The sequence below is a fragment of the Halobellus rufus genome (genome assembly GCF_000739575.1).
In the GTDB taxonomy this organism is placed as follows: domain Archaea; phylum Halobacteriota; class Halobacteria; order Halobacteriales; family Haloferacaceae; genus Haloquadratum; species Haloquadratum rufum.
Genome location: NZ_BBJO01000043.1, coordinates 1 through 17,276 on the forward strand (window position 1 = coordinate 1; position 17,276 = coordinate 17,276).

The following is a 17,276-nucleotide window of genomic DNA, read 5'->3' on the forward strand; positions in this document are numbered from 1 at the left end:
AACCTCGACGGCGTCCTCGACCTCGTGTCGCGCTCGAAAAAGCCCGTCCAGGAGCTTGCGTGGGCGTCGATCGGAAACGTGCTCACGGCGATCCAGATCTGCGAGGCCCACGACCGCGGGGTCCTCGTCCCGTGGAACTCCTGGCGCCACGAGTTCTACAAGCCGATGGGGACGCTTCACGACGCCGACCGCGGCGGCTTCATCTTCGCGCCCGAGGTCGGCCTCCACGAGAACGTCCACGAACTCGACTTCTCCTCGTTGTATCCGAACATCATCTGTACCCGGAACGTCTCGCCGGACGTCATCCGGTGTAGCTGCCACAGCGACCGCGACGACGTCCCCGGCCTCGGGTACTCGATCTGCAACGAGCGCGGCTACCTCGTCGACGTGCTGCAACCGATCATCGACGCACGCGACGAGATCAAGGCGGCCATCCGTCGCGAGAAGGAACGGGACGACCCCGACGAGGACCGACTCACAGAGCTTGAGGGGCGGTCGGGTGCGCTGAAGTGGATTCTCGTCGCCTGCTTCGGGTATCAAGGGTTCAGTAATGCGAAATTCGGCCGGATCGAGTGCCACGAGGCGATCAACGCGTTTGCTCGCGAGATTCTGCTGACGGCGAAACAACGCTTGGAGGCCGGTGGCTGGCGCGTCGTCCACGGTATCGTCGACTCCATCTGGGTGACGCCCGATCCCGACGTCAACGACGATGACCGCGAGGATCTTGAGGCGCTCGCGATAGAGATCACGGAACGCGTCGAGATTCGGCTCGAACACGAAGCCCACTACGACTGGGTGGCGTTCGTCCCGCAGCGCGAGAGCGACGCCGGCGCGTTGACGAAGTACTTCGGGAATGTCGCCGGCGACAACGATTTCAAGATACGCGGGATTGAAGCTCGGCAGCGCTCAACTCCACCGTTCATCGAGGACGTCCAGCGGGACTGTCTCGAACGACTCGGTGCGACTAAATCTCCGGACACCGTACTCGACTGTCTTCAGGACGCGATCAAGCGCCTCCACGCTGGAACGGTGCCGGTCGAGCAGCTCGTCGAACGGAATCGTGTCTCCAAGCCGCTGGAAGGGTACACGCAGAACACGCAGAACGTGGCGGCGCTGAAGCGGGCTCGGGACCAGGACCTCGCTATCCACCCGGGACAGGACATCGAGTACGTGGTCGTCGACGACGAGAAGAATTCGCGAGAACGGGTCGCGTTGGCTCACGAAGAGACGGAGTCGTACGATGCGTCGTACTACGAGACGCAACTCGTCAGAGCTGTCGAGAGTGTGCTGGCACCGCTTGGCTGGGATCGGACGGAGATTCAACGCGAGATCGCGGAAACTCGGGAAATGGACTTGGCCGCCTTCACAGAGATTGAGAGAGGTTAACCAACACTATCGAGATATCGGGAGATTTGTTGGTTAATACTGAGTGGAGACACAGAAAGAATACCTCGCCCACACACCCCTCGTCCAGAGTGAAAACCAATCAGAGGTGTGGGGTGAGGTCCACGAGAAATAGGGGTTCTCGTGAAAAGAGATCAGCAAGAATCACGGAAGGACAGCCTGAGACGGGAGAACACGGAGGAAATAGAACACCAAACACGAGCAGGAGTTCGAAACCACCCGGACGAATGCCGTCTTCGTCCTCTTCTTTGTGCTGAATGCACTTGGAGAGTGGTAGGAAGTAGGTAGTAATAAAACCTCTAGGTAATACTATGAAGATTGGTATGTTTAGAGGATCTTCGACTGTGTGACGACTGCTGTTCGAGGGATACACGTCTCACATCTTGTGATTTCGGTACTTCCCAGCCGACTCGTCGTGTGGTTTCCGCTGGGTCGACCGAGGGACTCTCGTAGCGTTTCACTCTGGACGAGGGGTGTGGGGGTTCGAGTCCATCATCCGCGTATTATGAGACGTTGAAGGAACAATCGTCATTCTGACTATTCGCCAACCAGCGAACCGGCATCAAACCCGAAATCGGGATTGGTATCTCCCGATCTCCCTCGTCAACCGGAATCAAGATACTCGATCCCGACAGTTCCGATTGTACCCTGCTTTGCTTCGGCTGGAGATTTGACCTGCGTCTTCACTCTTGATTAGGGGTGCCGACGAACGCTCGTCAGCATCACTTGAGGTTCACACTCCACTCCAGCTCGTCACACCAGCGCTTTCACTCTGGACGAGGGGTGTCTGCCGTGCGTCAGACGTCCAGAGCCGATGTGTCCTCTCATAGAAATGATTGATTACCCGGTTCGGGAGATACACTCTGGACGGGGGGTGTCGTCTCAACCAAGTACGCTGCTCCCGGACCGAGGGCTATTCACTCTTGACCAGGGGTGTGACAAACCCGCTTCAGTCCGGCGTTTTCACTCTGGATTAGGGGTGCCGGTCCGAGTTTGGAACTATCGCTCCGAATCCGATTTCACTCGGGACTGGCTCGACTCTTTGTGAGGATGATACGCCAGCGACAAAACATCAGAAGACGACCATAGCCCGATTTACACTCTGGTCGAGGTAGCCAAATCATTAAGTAGGTCCCATCCGCGATGTCTCATATTGATGGCTGAGGAACCGTCCCAACTCTCTGACTTCGACGGCCGCTACGAGGATCCCGCTGACGATCCCCTCTTTGACTTTGATGAAGACGACCCCGACCGCGCCAACATTTTCGCTCGCAAGGAGCTGCTGAAGGTTGGCCACGTCCCTGAAAGCGGCCGTATCGTCGGCCGGGATGGCGAGATCAAGGCCGTTGCTGCTGAACTCAGACCGATCGTTCGTGGCGATCCGCCCAACAACGTGATTATTTACGGGAAAACGGGAACCGGGAAGTCGCTCGTTGCCCGTCACGTCACTGAGCGAGCCCGGCGAGCCGCGGAGTCGAACGGTGTGTCCGTCGGCACGGTCTACGTCGACTGCGCGCAGCACAACACACAGACACGCGTCGCGAGGACGGTAACTCGTTCACTCAACGAGACGGACGAGACTGACTTCGATATTCCACGCGCAGGGATCGGCAGCGGTGAATACTACGACTATCTCTGGGAGATTTTGGATACTGCCTACGAGTCAGTCATCATCATTCTCGACGAGGTAGACCGACTCGATGACGATGATATTCTTATGCAGCTCTCACGGGCTCGCGAATCGGGGAAAGCGGATTGCCACTTGGGTGTCATCGCGGTCAGCAACAAGATCGAGTATCGCGACCAGCTGAACGAACGCGTCAAGTCCAGTCTTCGCGAGGAAGAGTTCGTCTTCCAACCCTACGACGCGAATCAACTGCGCGAGATTATGAAGCACCGACGGGACGCGTTCCACGATGGCGTTCTCTCGGATGATGTGATTCCGTTGACGGCGGCACTAGCCGCCCAAGAACACGGTGACGCCAGAAAGGCAATCGAAATTCTTCGTCACGCCGGCGAACTGGCCGAACGAGAAAACGTCGATACAGTCGTCGAGGAACACGTTCGCGATGCCCAGGAGTGGGCTGAAATCGATCGGTTCGAGGAGCTTCTCCGTGGATCGACGACACAGGTCAAGTTCATCCTCTATTCGCTCGCGCTGCTCACCGAAGAGAATCCGAACGAGGACGGGTTTTCGACCAACCGTATTTTCGAACGGTATCAGGCGACGACAGAGAAGGCTGATGCGAAGACTCTCAGCGAGCACCGCGTCTACGAGCTGTTGAAAGAGCAGGCATTCCTCGGCGTCGTTGAATCAACTCGGACCGGGGGTGGCCGGGGTGAAGGCAGTTATCTCGAGCATCGGCTGGTTCAGGACACCGGTATCGTGCTGAAATCTGTCCTCCGGGATAGCCGGCTGGAAGACCTGGCCTAGCTCCCGTCTCGGTCGCTGACCACACCCCTGATCACGAGTGTATCTCTCGATACGTCGGAAACGTGGGGTGGGTGATCCGAGGTCGTCTTCTACTCCCAATAATCGACTTTGGCCGGGTGACGAAACGACGGAAACATGGGGGGTGTGATCCCCTCGATCGTGGCTGCGTTCCCTCCACCGACCTCCAGTTACGACGGAAACGTGGGGTGGGTATCTTCTCTTCGCGTTTCACCTGTCTGGGCTGACCGGACCCATTCACACTGAGGGGTGTGGGGTGAGCTGAACCCATTCACACTGTGGGGTGTGTTTTCATTCTCAGAGCAATTTCGGACGAAGCGGAATCCCTTCCCAGCGGTTGTGGCAGCGTTCACAGAGCGCGACTAAATTCGAGGGATGATGAGCTAATTCGAGTTGGTCCTCGTCGAATCCCGAGAACGGCTGAATATGATGTACTCGCGGCGTATAGCCGAGTTCACTTTCGTTACGGCCACACCCTTGGCAGGTTCGATTATCTCGCTCCAAGACCTGTTCACGCCGCTCTTTCCACAATGGTCCATAGTTCGGAGTTGATTCCCAATCGTAGGTCGCTGTTTCCTGTTGCCATTCCCACTTACACTCTCGACTACAGAAATGGCGATCCGCTGATTCGATATCGTACTGAATTCGCCTGATGGTCTCGCCGCAGTTTGTACACTCCGTCTGCGGACGATTTTCTATCTGCCATCGCCCTCTACATTCCTTGCTACAGAAATGGTTTGTCTGATCGTCTCTAAGCTTCTTTTCGTATCGTTTGAAGTCCGTCCCACAGTAGTCACATTGGAGGACGATCCTGCTGTCCATTTGTTCAGACCGCCACTTCCCGTGACATATTTTATCACAGAAGTGGTGCTCTGCACGCTCCACTACCGACGGCGGTCTTGAGACTGTATCTCCACAGAAGTCACACTCAACTTCGACGGGCATAGATCGGCATCTCGCCGACCATTAGCCACCGTCATCACTGATGAATGTCCGGGGTTACTCGTCCGGGTTGACCGGTCCTTTATATTTGGACTTCACCGATTTACCTTCTCGCCACTGCCAGTAGTAGTAGCGGTTGTCGTTAATCTCCTTGATCGTGATCGTGGCCTTCGCCGGGACGTCGTCCGGCAGATCGTCGGGGCGTTCTTCGATCTCGTTTTCATCTGAGTCCTCTTCGAGACGTGCCTCGCGAGCTTTGTGCTCAGCTAACTCTTCAGCGTAGCGGGCAACGTGCTGGAGCTGTTCAGAGGGGTACTCGTTGAGCGTATTGACGAGGTCTGTCGGGAGTCCCGCCGGCGGCGTCGGTGGTTCGTAGGACATCAGCGGTCGCCTTGTGTTAACCAACAAAGTGCGTATCGGCATAGATTTGTTGGTTAATCAGATATCGACTCGTCACGGGTTGAAGAGTATGAATAGCAAACTATTCAAAAATAGCAACCCGGGAACGCTGTCGATGTCAAACCAACGGCAATCAATTAAACCTCACCGTGGAGGAGGTCGATAATTCAATTGCTGCTGTGAAACTCACGAGCATTCTCTTTCTGACTCACGGTAGGAAACGTCGAGATCGAGATCGTCGTACATACGATCGAGCATCGCAAGTGCCGACTGAAACGTCGCATAATGCTCCCGCATAAACGCTATCGTCTCGCGCCGAGAGATGACTGGATATCCTTCGACGTGGTCGGGGTCGAGCACGAAACGCTCGTCGAGGACGACTTGGTGAGGGCCTTCAAACGAGTCCTCCGGTCGACGCTCAAATCCTGTCGGGATTCCAAATCGTTCGAAAAAACGCTGCCAGGCGTCGACATCCTCCTCGAGGACGGCAAGAAAGAGCGGGTAGTCGTCGGGGTCGCGACCGACCTGGTAGCCGCCTTGGGTCCACACGTAGACGGCGTCCACCTGTGTAAAGGCGAAGGGCCAGTCACCGAACTGTGGGAGTACGTACGCCTCTTCGATGGACGGTGGATTCACGGCGCCACTCGTGGCCAGCAGGTCTCGTGCCGCCTTACGGATGCGATCGTCGGTCACGAACAGTCCGTCATCATATCGAAGATACCCTGCATCCTCTAGTTGATTGACTGCTTGTCGAACCGTTTCGTAGGGGGTGTGGAGATGTTGGGCTACCGTTCGGATCGAATCTCCAGGATTGACTGCGAGCAACACTCTAGCAGCAGTCTCATCAAACGGTTCGTACATCTAATAATTACCAATATCGTGGTAACAGTCAAATAGATTACTACACTTTCGGCTATGCCGTTCTGAACGGCCTATGCAATCCGTCTGACTGACTCAAGTCCCGAGACACCAGCCAGTCTGTCTCTGATCTCCTCCACGCCAATTGCCGTAGCCCACCGGACCGTAATTTCGACGGTAATGAGTGTGGCTGACAGCTGTGGCTCGATACTATCCAATTCGTCAATCGTGACGTCATCGATAGTTTCGGGCCGCGAGAGACGCTTCTCAGCGTCAGTGACGAGGTCCCCATCTGCGCTGCAGGGGATTCGAATCGTCACGACGGCAATTGTCGTCGAGTCTAGGTCGGTGGTATTGGATACTGCCATATTTTCATCTCCGTTAAGGCGCGTCTCACGGGCCAGATGTTCGACAGCTGTACTCCGCGCGAGGGACGATTCGAACGTCCGTCTCGGTCGTGGCACGACCGTGTGTTTCCGAACTCCACCACTCGCGCATCCTCAAAACAAAAAATACGGACAGGGTTAGGTCGGCTCGAACGCCTCGATCTCATCGATGATCTGCTTCGGCTTCTCGGCGTGTTCGATGAACGAGAGGACGTTCTCCGACCATCCCGAGATGTTGTAGACGTTCTCGTAGCCTTCTGGCGTCACCAGGTCGCCGTAGGCCGCGAGATCGACGAGATACAGCGCGGTGTCCGTAGACACCTCGTCCCGATACGCATCGAACGCGTCCTTGACCGTCTGGGAATCGCGGGCCGTGAACGGCGTGTTGTCCCAGATCTGCATATCGGTGAAGACGACGATGCGTTCGACGGGCTCACCTCGCTCGCGGAGGTAATCGATTGTCTTCCAGCCGTTCGTCGAGTTCCCGACGTCCTCGTCGATCGCCAACACCGCCGCTTGGCGCTGCAGGACTGGCGTGTCGACGTGCATCGGAACGGTCTGGAAGTCGTCGCCGAACCCGCCGACGTCAGCACCCTGGTCGGCCAGGATCGCACCGAACAACGCACCGATCTCCTTCAGTCGGAGCGTGCTGTTCGCGGACAGCCGCTGATCCATCGATCCCGACAGGTCGACCGCAACAAAGGTATCGCCGAATCCGCCAGGTACCGTCTCGACCGCGACATCAATTGCGTCTTCGAGCCACTGCTCGACCGCCGGTGCCTGGACATCCGCGTCTTGCAGCGCGGTGTAGGCCTGGTAGTACCGGAACGGGTACAGCGGTGCGTGTCGGACGGCCTCCAGGTCGAGGTGATCCACGACGGTGTCCTCCGGAACGCCGGCTTCGAGCATGTTCCGGAGGTTCCGGATCGACGCGAAGATGGGCAGCGTGTACTCGCCGTCCTCGATGAGCAGTTCCCAGGCGGCTTGGGTGTTGCCGCGCTCGGAGATGACCGTCTCCCACGTGTTGGGCGCCGGCAACGGGTCGACGTCGGGATAGTCGTCGAGGCCGCCACGCATGAACCGCTCGAAGAGCGCTTCCTGCTCGGCGTCGACGGGCGTGGGGTGGACGCGGTTGAAGACGTCGTGCAGCGTCACCTCACGCCGCGACAGCTCGTACTTGCCCAGCGTGTAGGCGTCGGCCATCTCCACCAGCGCGTCCTCGATCCCGCGTCGAAGCGGCCACGGCGCAGTCCCGCCGAACAGCTGATCGTGGACCGCGAGCGCGGTGGCCGTCTCGTCCATCCGCTGGATGATCGCTGGTGCCCATTCACGGATGAGCGACTCAGGGGAGTCGTCCTTGAATCGGTCGTCGTTGGCCGCCAGTACGAGTAGCACTTGTGGGATGTCCCGCAAGTAGAGCTCCTGGCGTGCATAGGCCGCGAGCTTCAGAACGAACTCCGGGTCCTCGTTTGCGGCGGCATCGAACTGGCGAACGACAGCAGCGAGCTGTTCGTCATCGGTCTCGTAGAACGAGCCCTCCAGCAGCTGGTTGATCGTGCGCTTGTACAGTGCGAGTCGGGGGTCGGCAGGCTCGAACGCTTCCCCACCTTCGTAGTTGGTGGTCCGCGTTGCCTCCGCGACCGTTTGCTTTGGCGTGTTGAATTCCATCCTATCACCCGGAGCCGCAATAGGCGACTCCGATCGCAGCTGCCCACACGCTCTGTGAGCAGCGAGTCTCGGGAGCAAAACGTCCCGAACCAGCTCGCATCGCTCGGCTGGACGTTCCCGGCACGATTCGAACGTGCGACACCCGGCTTCGAAGGCCGGTGTCCTCGTGAGGGGCGAAGGCCCGACCGAGGGCTCGTCAGAGTTCACTCTGACGGTGCTCTGTCCTGACTGAGCTACGGGAACACGAGTGGCCGGACAATTCCTGGAGCGAACGACGGGATTCGAACCCGTAGAGTGCCATCGACGTAGCGCTCCAGATCGACGGCCACTGGCGACACGGCGACCGGAAAACTGTCGGAGCGGAACCGGTGTCGAGCGTCCTCTCGGACGCTCTTTGTCCGGGATGTTCTCGATGGACTGCGCCACCGACAGGATTTGAACCTGCGAGTTCCTAGCGAAGCAACGCTCCGACTTGACGGTCGCCACGTGCGGTCGGGCAACCGGTGGTGCGACGGGCTATGACTCCCGTTGGTGTGCTTTGCGGGCGAAGAAACGCACCACCTCGACGACCACACGCTTGGGGAAAGCCGACCGTGACAGCGTCACAGATCCGTGGCTGCCCGCTATGTCAGACACGGAAAAACGCTGTCAGGGCCAGCCTTCCCGAGTGCTCCCGAGGGGAATCGAACCCCCGACCTCCACCTTGAAAGGGTGGCGTCTCTCGCCAACGGAGACTCCGGGAGCGCAGTAGGGACGAAATCAAGCGCTGAGGTGCGGCGGACACCCACGGATTATCGCAGGCGTTCGAAGCCCTCGAGTTGCCCGTGCGTGAACGTCACTTGATACGTGACGAGTGTATCGAGATCCTCGAAGGAGTGTTTGAGCTTGAAGCGGCCGTGGTAATCCTCTCGTTCGATCCAGCCGTCGTGGACTCGGTTCCGACTGCCGGCCATGTAGCGAAAATCGTCCTCGTCGACGTCGTCACGGCTCGCGTATGGCCGGTCTTCCGGCGGGACCGCTTCGGTGTGCCACTCCTCTTCGAGGAGCCGACCGTCCGCCGTAATCCGAAATGTGGTCATGGTCGGTCGATCGATGCCTTTCGTCTGCCAGTCGACGTCCTCGGCAGGAGCAAGCCCGTCGGGGTACTCCGGTAGGTGGACGTCGTCGTAGAGTTCGACTGTATCGAATAGTCCCATTGTTGTCCTCCATTGCGGGACCAGGAGTCGAACCTGGGCCTCGGGGATATGAGCCCCGTGGACTGCCATTATCCTATCCCGCAGCACACAATTCGGAACTCACTCATGGACATCTCTCAGTTCTCCACAGCTGTCCGTCCCTCAGTCTCGTCGGCTGGAAGTGAGAGGTCTCGGACTGTTGGAGAATGCTCCAGCCCGGATTCGAACCGGGGGCTCGGCCGTGAGAGGGCCGTGAGTTTGGCCGCTACTCCACTGGAGCGGGGTGGCCTCTCTCTGGAAGGGTCATCGGTCAATGGGACGGGCAGGATTCGAACCTGCGTGTTCTCGTTACAAGTGAGATGAAGGAACTCTCACCGTCGCACCGGGTCTCCGGTGAAAACTCGGTGAGAGTGTGTGAATGCCAGGCTCTTCCACCGTCCCGCAGTCTCCCCGGCACGACTCGAACGTGCGTCTCCTCCTCTACAGGGAGGTATCGTAGCCGCTAGACCACAGGGAGAAAATGTCGCCGCGAGGATTCGAACCTCGGAAGGACCTACGCCAGCGGGTCTGAGCCGCTTCTCGTTGACCACTTGAGTACGGCGACGTAACGGTGAAGCGAGAATTGTCTCCCAGCACGATGGCTGGATGCCGCCACCAGGATTCGAACCTGGGAAGGACTAACCACACGGGTCTCGACCGTGTCCGTTCGACCACTCTGGCATGGCGGCGCAATTCGAGAATCGCCAGCAGCTCTGCGAATCACTTCGGTACGCAGCGGCGGGAGAGCGATTTGAACACTCGTGTCCTTGCGGACGCTGCGGTTCCAACGCAGTCCTTTGACCAAGCTAGGGAAACCCCGCCAACGGTGAGACGGAGAGTCGAACTCCGAAGCCTCGCGGCTCTCGGTTTCAAACCGAGCGCGGTCGCCTATCCGCATGTCTCACCATCTCCGTCGGAACTTGCTCCGATGAGCCCGCCTCGCGTTTCTCACCGGGACACCGGAAGACGCGCCTTACTCAGCTTCTGACCCTCGCTACCGAGGCGAATGTGCTCATCAGCACCCAGCCACGGCAGGGATGGATGGCGGTCACCTCGTTCCGTGGAAGTATGCGCCGTCCTCGGTGACACAGATTTCCACGCTTCCAATCGTGTCGATGGACGTTGTTTCACCGAGCGGGACGTGACGGAACGCTTCCTTCTCGCAGGCAGGGCAGACATTCGTTGTCATGACGCCGCGACCCGGATTCGAACCGGGAGACCGATAGCAGACGGCCACGGCATAGCAGGCCGCTGGGTTCCCCAATACCCAGTCGCGGCACAGTGAGCCGGCGCGGATTCGAACTTCGGTCCTGTGCGCCCAAGGCACAGATCGTCGTCCGCTGGACCATCGGCTCACTGGACTGCCGAGCGTTCGGCAGTTGATTATCTATCTGTACGACTTTCCAACTGCGCAACCGCGACCGAGTAGTCGTGGTTGCGCGTCTCATCGCGGGGGCGTACTTCGGGTGTTCCCGGGAATACCACACCGGCTCATGTAGGTTGCAGACCCTGCTGGGCCCAGCATCGTCGGAACGATCCAGCTGATCGCACCACCGGGCTGCCTACCTCGATGGGTATCCCCACGTGGCCACGCCACGCATCCACGCCGACGCCGGGATTTGAACCCGGATCACGGCCGTGACAGGACCGTATGCTCGCCGGATTACACCACGTCGGCATGTCGCCCCGGCCGGAATCGAACCGGCGACCTCCGGATTCAAAGTCCGGCGTCCCTCGCCAGCGGAGACTCCGGGGCTCGACGTAGCCGCAGCTCTCGCTGCGGGGCTGTTGGCTAACGACTTCCGTACGCTCAGCGCGGACGGAGCCCGTTCGCCCCTGTATCGAACGAACGGAAACCAAGCAGCCGCGAGCCTGGCATCCCGCACTCGCATCAGGCTGTGTCCTGAGCGAGTACTGAGCACAGGCAGGCGGCAATCCCGTGTTCCTCGACCCGTGACGGGTAGTCCGTATAGGGGCCGAGTTATGCGGGTGAGAGTGTCCGGCCGTCGCCGGATTGCGTCGAACTCTCGTATTCGAAGTCGACGTGGATCCGGCGGTTTGCGCCCGGGCTCTTCGCACGCTGATCTTGTAGGCACTCGCCGAACACGGGACCCGCGGCTAAGCGAGAACGAGCACGCCGCGGGGTGAGGCGAGTGATGATCATCGTGTTGAACTCTCTCGGTTTGAGGGGTGTATCGGACGTCAACCTGGAATATCGTGGCAATTGTATTAAAATTAGTTAGGGTGTGTTACCCACAGACACGCCAGTCACACTCCAAGATGCGGTTGCACACGACGTTTAATGTCCTAGCATTGGCTGTCGTCGATAGCCGGACGCTGGCCGGTGTTCTCGGTTGGACCCACAGAAACTATTTACACCAACCTGCTCTCTGTGGCGATAGATGAGTGGCCGACCGTTGGTTCGGTTCTAGCCGGGAGCCCAGTCACACGGCGTGACTGACGGTTCTCGGTTAGATACCAATGACCGAGAATACCGACTCAAACGAATCTCAGAAGCCAGGGAGTGCAAACAGCAGGTGTTCCAACCCTACCGAACAGCGATCATCCTCCGGATGCCAGTGCAGTGGTGCTTCCCCGCCGTGCGATGCATGTGACACCACCCAGTACGACAAACTCCACGAAGTCTCCCTTGGTGAGCGGGCGTATGATGTGTGTGGAGATTGCCTCCAGCTCCTCGTTGACGACGTCGAGGAGTACCACTGGTGGGATCGCCTGACTGAAGCGCACTACAATCGCGCTGCGGAGTTTCTCCGCTCCCTCGATGCAGTCTGGTGCGTCAAGGATCAGGCGTACGCTGGCGGGGAACTGTGGGTCCACACGCCCTATTGCGATGCTGCCGTCGTCAGAGATGTGTGTGACCACTTTGGGTTCCAGATTCGCTGGTTTAGCGTTGTATACCCCGTTGACGATGGCTTCGAGTGCGTCTCAGAGCATGGGCCCTGTGTCGAAATCAACCTCACGTTCACGACCCACCGTTCGGATCCACTCCCGCTTGAATACGACATTCAGAACGACGTGACGTACCACGAGATCGAGTGGCTTGACGAGTATCGGCGCCTGTTCACGTCGCCTCCCGAGTAGTTCGGACTCGCAGATCGAATTGCCTCTCCAAAATACGGTTGCACAACTGTCTCACTATTTGACGACTCGATCTGTGCGCCAAGAGTCTGTATTCCACTCTACCCGATATGATTATGAATACATCGGAGAGATGGGAATCTATGCGAGTGGACGGTGCTACGGGTTATCGACTGTTTGCGGGATCGGTCCTGCACGGTTGGCGAGTTGGCCGATGCAATGATAAACGCAAATCGTGCGAGACTTTATCCGTTGGCAGAGCCAAGATTTGCCTGACCAATGAGTCTGGACGACGCGGTTGAAGAGGCTCTCGCAACATACGGGATGTCGCGGAGCGAAGAGGCCGAAGAAACCGGCCGCACGGTCGCGACGCTCCAAGACTAGCGCACGCCGCTTACTCGAGAGTCCGAATTTTCTCTGCGAACTCCGCCTTCGATAGCCCAGGGGTTTCCATTAGCTCGGGGTTGTCGGTGCGCTCAACCGCCTCTTCGACGAATTCGATCCAGAGCTCCTCGTGCGCTGTTGCGTAGACTGTTTTCGCTTCTGCGGGATACATATCCAGCTCGTATGCCGTCAGGTCGATCTGGACCTCGTGTTTCCGCTCAAGCGTTGTCGCTCCGAAGTCAGAGAGATGTTTGAGTAGCACATTCTTCCGACGAACCGTTAAGAGACGCTTTGACTCATTAATATATTCGTTTACCCACTCCCGCCAGTCGTATGTCTCTGAGTCGATTTCCACGGAGGTCTCTGGCATCGAGAAATCGGGAGCAATCCGACGGAGGTAGAACTGAACCAGGGCAACAGCAGTCCGATGGTTGGCATTCGGAAGCGCGTGTTTGAGAATGAGATTTGAGGCGAGACGGCCTGCAACATCAGTCGCGTCGCCCTCCCACGACACCCGGTTGAGCGCGTCTGGGAGTGCATCGATGTCGATGTTCTTGTACGCTTCAACAGGAACTCCTTCTTCTTCCTCGTTCTGGGCTATGAGCGCTTGATAGATCTCGAGGAGCCGGGCAACGATGGTACCGTTATCAGCACCCATCTCAGAGAGTGCCTCGCCAAAATCGAATTCGAGATCGCCGACGTCCCCACCACCGACGCGAGACGTATAGATTCCGAAAAACTCGCTGTCAAGATCGTACCTGCGAACCTTCACCGCCACGTCATCGTCGTACTCGACAATCCTGGCAACGATCTCTGATGGAGCCTCGTGGACAAAATCAAGAGAGAACTGATTGTCGCCCGGATGGTGATAATAGACGTGACCCATCTACCTGATTCGCTGTACTTGGAGGAGCATCTTAATTCACGCTACCTTTCGGACCGACCTGGCATCAGGATTCCATCGAATCGAGTCTCTCCCAGTCGACGTTGATTCGGAGATGATACTCACTGTCCTAGCATCCCTGTTCGCTTCGCGTTGGGTCGAGAAGCGGATACCCGCTTGTGAATGACTTGAGGAGCGTCTCACGCGCCGGGAGGTCGATGCCGAGCTGGTCGGCGAGGTAGACGATCCGCTTGGTCGCAACGCCGTTGTCGGGTCGCTGGAGGCACTCAACGACCGTCGCCCACGAATAGTCTCGATCCTCCGCGACGATTATCGCCTGTACGAGTTCTCGGATGCCACCACAGAGTTCGAGATGGTCGGTACAGTCAACGGTCGTCTTTTCCACATCTGCGACGTTCACGGCGCTGTCCTCGATGAGCCTCGACTCGTAGCCGAAGAATTTGATCTTGAGCGGAGCGGCTACGTCCGTGAAGTCGGTCAGTCAGGCTAACCTCCAGGAATAACGGCAGACTATCGCTCCCTATTCTCTGACAACCACTCCTAATCTGGACGGGGCGCGTCCTCGTACTTGACCATCTTCTCGGGCTTATCGGCGATGGTGTCGTAGATCTGCTGAAGTGTCTCCTCCGCGGCAAGCAGATTGTGCGTCTCCAAGAACTCGCGGCCGTCTTCGGTGAGGCCGTAGAACTTCCAGGGATACCCCTGCCGGCGCTGGTCGTCGTCCAAAGCGACCTCCGTGACGATGCCGGCGTCGATCAGCTTCTGGATGTGCTTGTAGACGGTCGCATCGCTCACACTGGGATTGAGCTCCTCGAGTTCGTACATCGATGGGAGCTGTTGAGGGTGAGCGAGAATATCGCTGATAAGCGAAAACCGTGTCTGCTGTGTAATGAAGTGGATGACTTCCCGTGGTGTCGTGTCGTCACCGACACCCGAACCAGCCTCCATAACGATGTATTCGACCGGGCATAGTAAAGTAGTTTACTCGAGAGTAAAGTAGTTTACTCGAGAGTAAACTACCGAGCCGGCTCACTATGATGAGTGTGCCGCCAAGCGAGTAGGACAGGACAATTCACTGGCCCTCACGCTCTTCCCACTCCGGACGTGGTGTCGGGGATGGGAGTTCGTCAACCTCAGTTCGAAGTTCGTCCTCTGTCGTCCACGGGAAGCACCGTTCGTGGAGTTCGAATTTGCGGAACTTGTTGAGATGGACCCAACTGTACGTTGCCGGCTCTTCGTCCTCATCTGCCCGCTCGTCGATCACATCCCACACCTCCTGTTCGTCGATGTCAAGACCCTTCTCCTGTGCGCGCTCTATGAGCGACTCGACGTTTGCTTGGACTTCATCCGCCGACAAACCGTCTGTGAACGCTATCTCAAGGGCGGCCTGAATGACGTGCTGTGGCGAGTCAAGGTTCTCGTCAGTCACCCACGCGTAATCACGCGGGAACACGTACGACTTGTCGAAATACGGTGGGTCATCGATCTCGCCCAATTCAGGCGCCTCCCCACCACTCTCCTTCTCGAAGACACCGACGATGTAGTCGCTGTACGTCGCGAGCAGCGAAAGCATGATATCGAACGTATTGAGCCGGTCAGTCGGAAGCTCGAGGAGATCGCCCATGATGAACGGATACGCACCGAGCTGCTTTGTCAGTTCGTTCTGGACGGCGCGAAGCCGACGGATATAGGGGTCGCGATAGCTTCCCAGGATGAAATACGATGTCCGCTGACTCCAAAGATACGGCAATTCACGCTGGGTGAACCGCCATATTTCCCGTTTCTCTGCAGGCTCAAGTTCGATGCCCCCCACGGCCTCGTGAACAACGGCCATAATCTCCCCAGCGTCCGGCGGCGGGCTTGGGTCGGTCATTAGCTGCCGATTCAAACCACAACACCTTATCCTTTCTGAATCACTTTGATTTTTTCTGATTTAACCAACTTGGATGACCCTAACTGTTATAGCGCCCCTCCTCGTATCGTCACGTATGAGCGAAACCGACACTGGCGCGGCCGATGCGGGGCCGTTCGCGGAACAACAGCGGCTGTTCAAGCTGTTGTCCCAGGATACGCGCCATCTCATCATTCAGGAGCTGCTGGGCCATCCCGCCCATCTGATGTCGCTCGCCGAACTCGAGTATATGACCGGGAAGAGCCAGGCGGCCATCAAAGACCAGTTGGAGACGTTGATCGACGCCGGGCTCCTCGCACGCCACACGTACGAACCAAGCGAGGGGAAACGTGATCTCCCTTCACAGTTCTACGGGTTCACCGAGCGGGGGGTCGAGGTCCTTCACGACTACAAGTATCTCCGTGGGCTTCCGGTCGCACGTGCCCTCTACGAAAACACGCGGAAGACCGAGAAAATCGAGCGCCACGAATCGGCCCCTCGCCCGGAGCTTCCGGATGTCGTCGCGGAAGCCCTCGAGTTCGACGAGCCCGATCTCGACGCCGTCGATGGTGGCACAAACCCATAGTTCGTCGTTGAACAGCACCGTTCTCGACGCTGCAGAGAAGGTACGCCGACTTCGTACCTATGTCAGGACTCCGTCGGCTCCAGCGTGGCTGGCTCGACGTTGATTCGGAGGCGATACGTACTGTTGGTCGATCCGGTGTCGGGCCGCGTCGGGTCCAGCAGCGAGTAGCCACTTGTGAACGACGCAACGAGTTCCTCGCGGGCGGGGAGGTCGATGCCGAGCTGGTCGGCGAGATAGACGATCCGCTTGGTCGCAGCGCCGTTGTCGAGGCGTTCGAGGTACTCGCCGACGGTGTCCCAGTTGCAACCCCGTTCGTCGGCGGTGCGCATCGCGGTCGCAAGTTTCCGAAGACCACCACAGAACTCGGGGTGGTCCGCACAGTCGACCAGTGTCTTCTCCAGGTCGCTGACCTGAACGGTCGTACCCTCGATGGATGTCGGCTCAAAGCCGAAGAATTTCTGCTCGGTGACTGTCGTGACACGGTACGGGACGCCGTGGATCTCCCTGCTTTGCGCTCGGGTCGGCGTGACGACGTACACCGTCCGGGGAACCTGTTCGGTCAGCCCGTGGTGGCTGAGGGCGCTGTAGTAGCCGATGTACATCGGCTCGGCGACGTGGGCGGCGATGAGGTACTCGTGGGTGGTGTACACGGCCTCCTCGCCGGCAGTGAGTGGAATGATGAGATACGTGCCCGGGAAGAGCCGGTCGAGCCAGCCCTTCTCGGTGAGCCGGGAGGCGATCTCGCGGGCGGTGTTTGGGGGGACCTCCAGGGTCGTCTCGATGTCGTCGACGGAGATGATCTGGTGCCCCGCGCCAGCGAGTTGTGCAAGGAGTCGACTTTCTCGAGTCGAGAGACCCTGGCGTATATTTTGCGATTGTTCTATGATACCCATACCTGCGTTTCTTACATAGAATATAGTCTCAGACCTGCTTTAGCCTTGCCTCATCCTTCTTAGCTTCCTTAACCAACACAAAATCATCAAATAGATATGTGTTGGTTAAGAACCGTGGAGACTGTGGATGAACAAATCGGATGTGGCAGATTCTGTCGGCAGTATCTTCCAACCCCGTCTTCTGGCTGGTCCAGCT

At 58.2% G+C, this 17,276-nt stretch carries 15 protein-coding genes and 13 tRNA genes; 4 read left to right on the forward strand and 24 right to left on the reverse strand.

Features of this window, described 5'->3' with window-relative positions; genetic code table 11:
- On the forward strand, window positions 1-1,386 hold a 1,386-nt coding region (locus tag ACP99_RS15835), incomplete at its 5' end, for a type B DNA-directed DNA polymerase (RefSeq protein ID WP_156105774.1).
- A gap of 1,174 nt (window positions 1,387-2,560) precedes the next feature.
- On the forward strand, window positions 2,561-3,838 hold the full coding sequence (locus ACP99_RS15840; RefSeq protein WP_049987539.1) for a Cdc6/Cdc18 family protein: 1,278 nt from the start codon (window positions 2,561-2,563) through the stop codon (window positions 3,836-3,838).
- 315 nt (window positions 3,839-4,153) lie between these two features.
- Here ACP99_RS15840 and ACP99_RS21430 read toward each other — a convergent pair whose 3' ends face one another.
- The 19 genes from ACP99_RS21430 to ACP99_RS15920 all read right to left on the reverse strand — a co-directional run bounded on the left by ACP99_RS21430 (window position 4,154) and on the right by ACP99_RS15920 (window position 11,080).
- Window positions 4,154-4,801: an HNH endonuclease gene (locus ACP99_RS21430; protein WP_081927534.1), complete on the reverse strand. Its 648-nt coding sequence runs from the start codon at window positions 4,799-4,801 to the stop codon at window positions 4,154-4,156.
- A gap of 54 nt (window positions 4,802-4,855) precedes the next feature.
- A complete protein-coding gene (locus ACP99_RS15845; protein WP_049987540.1) occupies window positions 4,856-5,179 on the reverse strand; it encodes a hypothetical protein in 324 nt (107 codons plus the stop codon).
- Between the two features lie 204 nt (window positions 5,180-5,383).
- The gene (locus ACP99_RS15850) at window positions 5,384-6,058 is read right to left on the reverse strand and encodes a MarR family transcriptional regulator (RefSeq protein ID WP_049987541.1); all 675 of its coding nucleotides are present in this window, start codon (window positions 6,056-6,058) and stop codon (window positions 5,384-5,386) included.
- A gap of 71 nt (window positions 6,059-6,129) precedes the next feature.
- Window positions 6,130-6,423: a hypothetical protein gene (locus tag ACP99_RS19545; RefSeq protein WP_081927535.1), complete on the reverse strand. Its 294-nt coding sequence runs from the start codon at window positions 6,421-6,423 to the stop codon at window positions 6,130-6,132.
- Window positions 6,424-6,579: 156 nt separating this feature from the next.
- On the reverse strand, window positions 6,580-8,109 hold the full coding sequence (locus tag ACP99_RS15860; protein WP_049987542.1) for a TROVE domain-containing protein: 1,530 nt from the start codon (window positions 8,107-8,109) through the stop codon (window positions 6,580-6,582).
- A gap of 112 nt (window positions 8,110-8,221) precedes the next feature.
- Window positions 8,222-8,352, reverse strand: a tRNA-Arg gene (locus ACP99_RS15865).
- Between the two features lie 425 nt (window positions 8,353-8,777).
- A tRNA-Glu gene (locus tag ACP99_RS15870) sits at window positions 8,778-8,853 on the reverse strand.
- Window positions 8,854-8,900: 47 nt separating this feature from the next.
- Window positions 8,901-9,305, reverse strand: coding sequence for a hypothetical protein (locus tag ACP99_RS15875; protein WP_049987543.1), 405 nt, complete (start codon window positions 9,303-9,305; stop codon window positions 8,901-8,903).
- Window positions 9,306-9,317: 12 nt separating this feature from the next.
- Window positions 9,318-9,388: transfer RNA gene (locus tag ACP99_RS15880), tRNA-Met, on the reverse strand.
- Between the two features lie 103 nt (window positions 9,389-9,491).
- Window positions 9,492-9,564: transfer RNA gene (locus ACP99_RS15885), tRNA-Glu, on the reverse strand.
- 34 nt (window positions 9,565-9,598) lie between these two features.
- Window positions 9,599-9,725: transfer RNA gene (locus ACP99_RS20175), tRNA-Thr, on the reverse strand.
- Window positions 9,726-9,729: 4 nt separating this feature from the next.
- Window positions 9,730-9,801 (reverse strand) — tRNA-Tyr (locus ACP99_RS15890).
- Between the two features lie 4 nt (window positions 9,802-9,805).
- A tRNA-Leu gene (locus tag ACP99_RS15895) sits at window positions 9,806-9,888 on the reverse strand.
- A 42-nt stretch (window positions 9,889-9,930) separates the two neighbouring features.
- Window positions 9,931-10,012 (reverse strand) — tRNA-Leu (locus ACP99_RS15900).
- Between the two features lie 47 nt (window positions 10,013-10,059).
- Window positions 10,060-10,145, reverse strand: a tRNA-Ser gene (locus tag ACP99_RS15905).
- Window positions 10,146-10,514: 369 nt separating this feature from the next.
- Window positions 10,515-10,601, reverse strand: a tRNA-Ser gene (locus tag ACP99_RS20180).
- A 4-nt stretch (window positions 10,602-10,605) separates the two neighbouring features.
- Window positions 10,606-10,678: transfer RNA gene (locus ACP99_RS15910), tRNA-Pro, on the reverse strand.
- Window positions 10,679-10,927: 249 nt separating this feature from the next.
- Window positions 10,928-11,001 (reverse strand) — tRNA-Asp (locus ACP99_RS15915).
- A 3-nt stretch (window positions 11,002-11,004) separates the two neighbouring features.
- Window positions 11,005-11,080 (reverse strand) — tRNA-Gln (locus ACP99_RS15920).
- 724 nt (window positions 11,081-11,804) lie between these two features.
- On the opposite strand from ACP99_RS15920, the gene ACP99_RS15925 reads away from it, so the two are divergent.
- Window positions 11,805-12,425: a hypothetical protein gene (locus ACP99_RS15925; RefSeq protein WP_156105775.1), complete on the forward strand. Its 621-nt coding sequence runs from the start codon at window positions 11,805-11,807 to the stop codon at window positions 12,423-12,425.
- A gap of 391 nt (window positions 12,426-12,816) precedes the next feature.
- Here the strand turns inward: ACP99_RS15925 and ACP99_RS15930 are convergent, their stop codons facing one another.
- The 4 genes from ACP99_RS15930 to ACP99_RS15945 all read right to left on the reverse strand — a co-directional run bounded on the left by ACP99_RS15930 (window position 12,817) and on the right by ACP99_RS15945 (window position 15,583).
- Window positions 12,817-13,692, reverse strand: a complete 876-nt coding sequence (locus ACP99_RS15930; protein ID WP_049987545.1) for a hypothetical protein — start codon at window positions 13,690-13,692, stop codon at window positions 12,817-12,819.
- A gap of 127 nt (window positions 13,693-13,819) precedes the next feature.
- Window positions 13,820-14,110 (reverse strand): hypothetical protein, encoded by a 291-nt coding sequence (locus ACP99_RS15935; protein ID WP_197052495.1) that lies wholly within the window; start codon window positions 14,108-14,110, stop codon window positions 13,820-13,822.
- Window positions 14,111-14,250: 140 nt separating this feature from the next.
- Window positions 14,251-14,658 (reverse strand): MarR family transcriptional regulator, encoded by a 408-nt coding sequence (locus ACP99_RS15940; RefSeq protein ID WP_049987546.1) that lies wholly within the window; start codon window positions 14,656-14,658, stop codon window positions 14,251-14,253.
- Between the two features lie 124 nt (window positions 14,659-14,782).
- On the reverse strand, window positions 14,783-15,583 hold the full coding sequence (locus ACP99_RS15945; RefSeq protein WP_049987547.1) for a hypothetical protein: 801 nt from the start codon (window positions 15,581-15,583) through the stop codon (window positions 14,783-14,785).
- Between the two features lie 115 nt (window positions 15,584-15,698).
- Between ACP99_RS15945 and ACP99_RS15950 the strand changes: the two genes are divergently transcribed.
- Window positions 15,699-16,187: a hypothetical protein gene (locus ACP99_RS15950; RefSeq protein ID WP_049987548.1), complete on the forward strand. Its 489-nt coding sequence runs from the start codon at window positions 15,699-15,701 to the stop codon at window positions 16,185-16,187.
- Between the two features lie 62 nt (window positions 16,188-16,249).
- On the opposite strand, the gene ACP99_RS15955 is transcribed toward ACP99_RS15950, so the two are convergent.
- Window positions 16,250-17,080, reverse strand: coding sequence for a type IV toxin-antitoxin system AbiEi family antitoxin domain-containing protein (locus tag ACP99_RS15955; RefSeq protein ID WP_049987549.1), 831 nt, complete (start codon window positions 17,078-17,080; stop codon window positions 16,250-16,252).
- Window positions 17,081-17,276 lie beyond the last annotated feature (196 nt).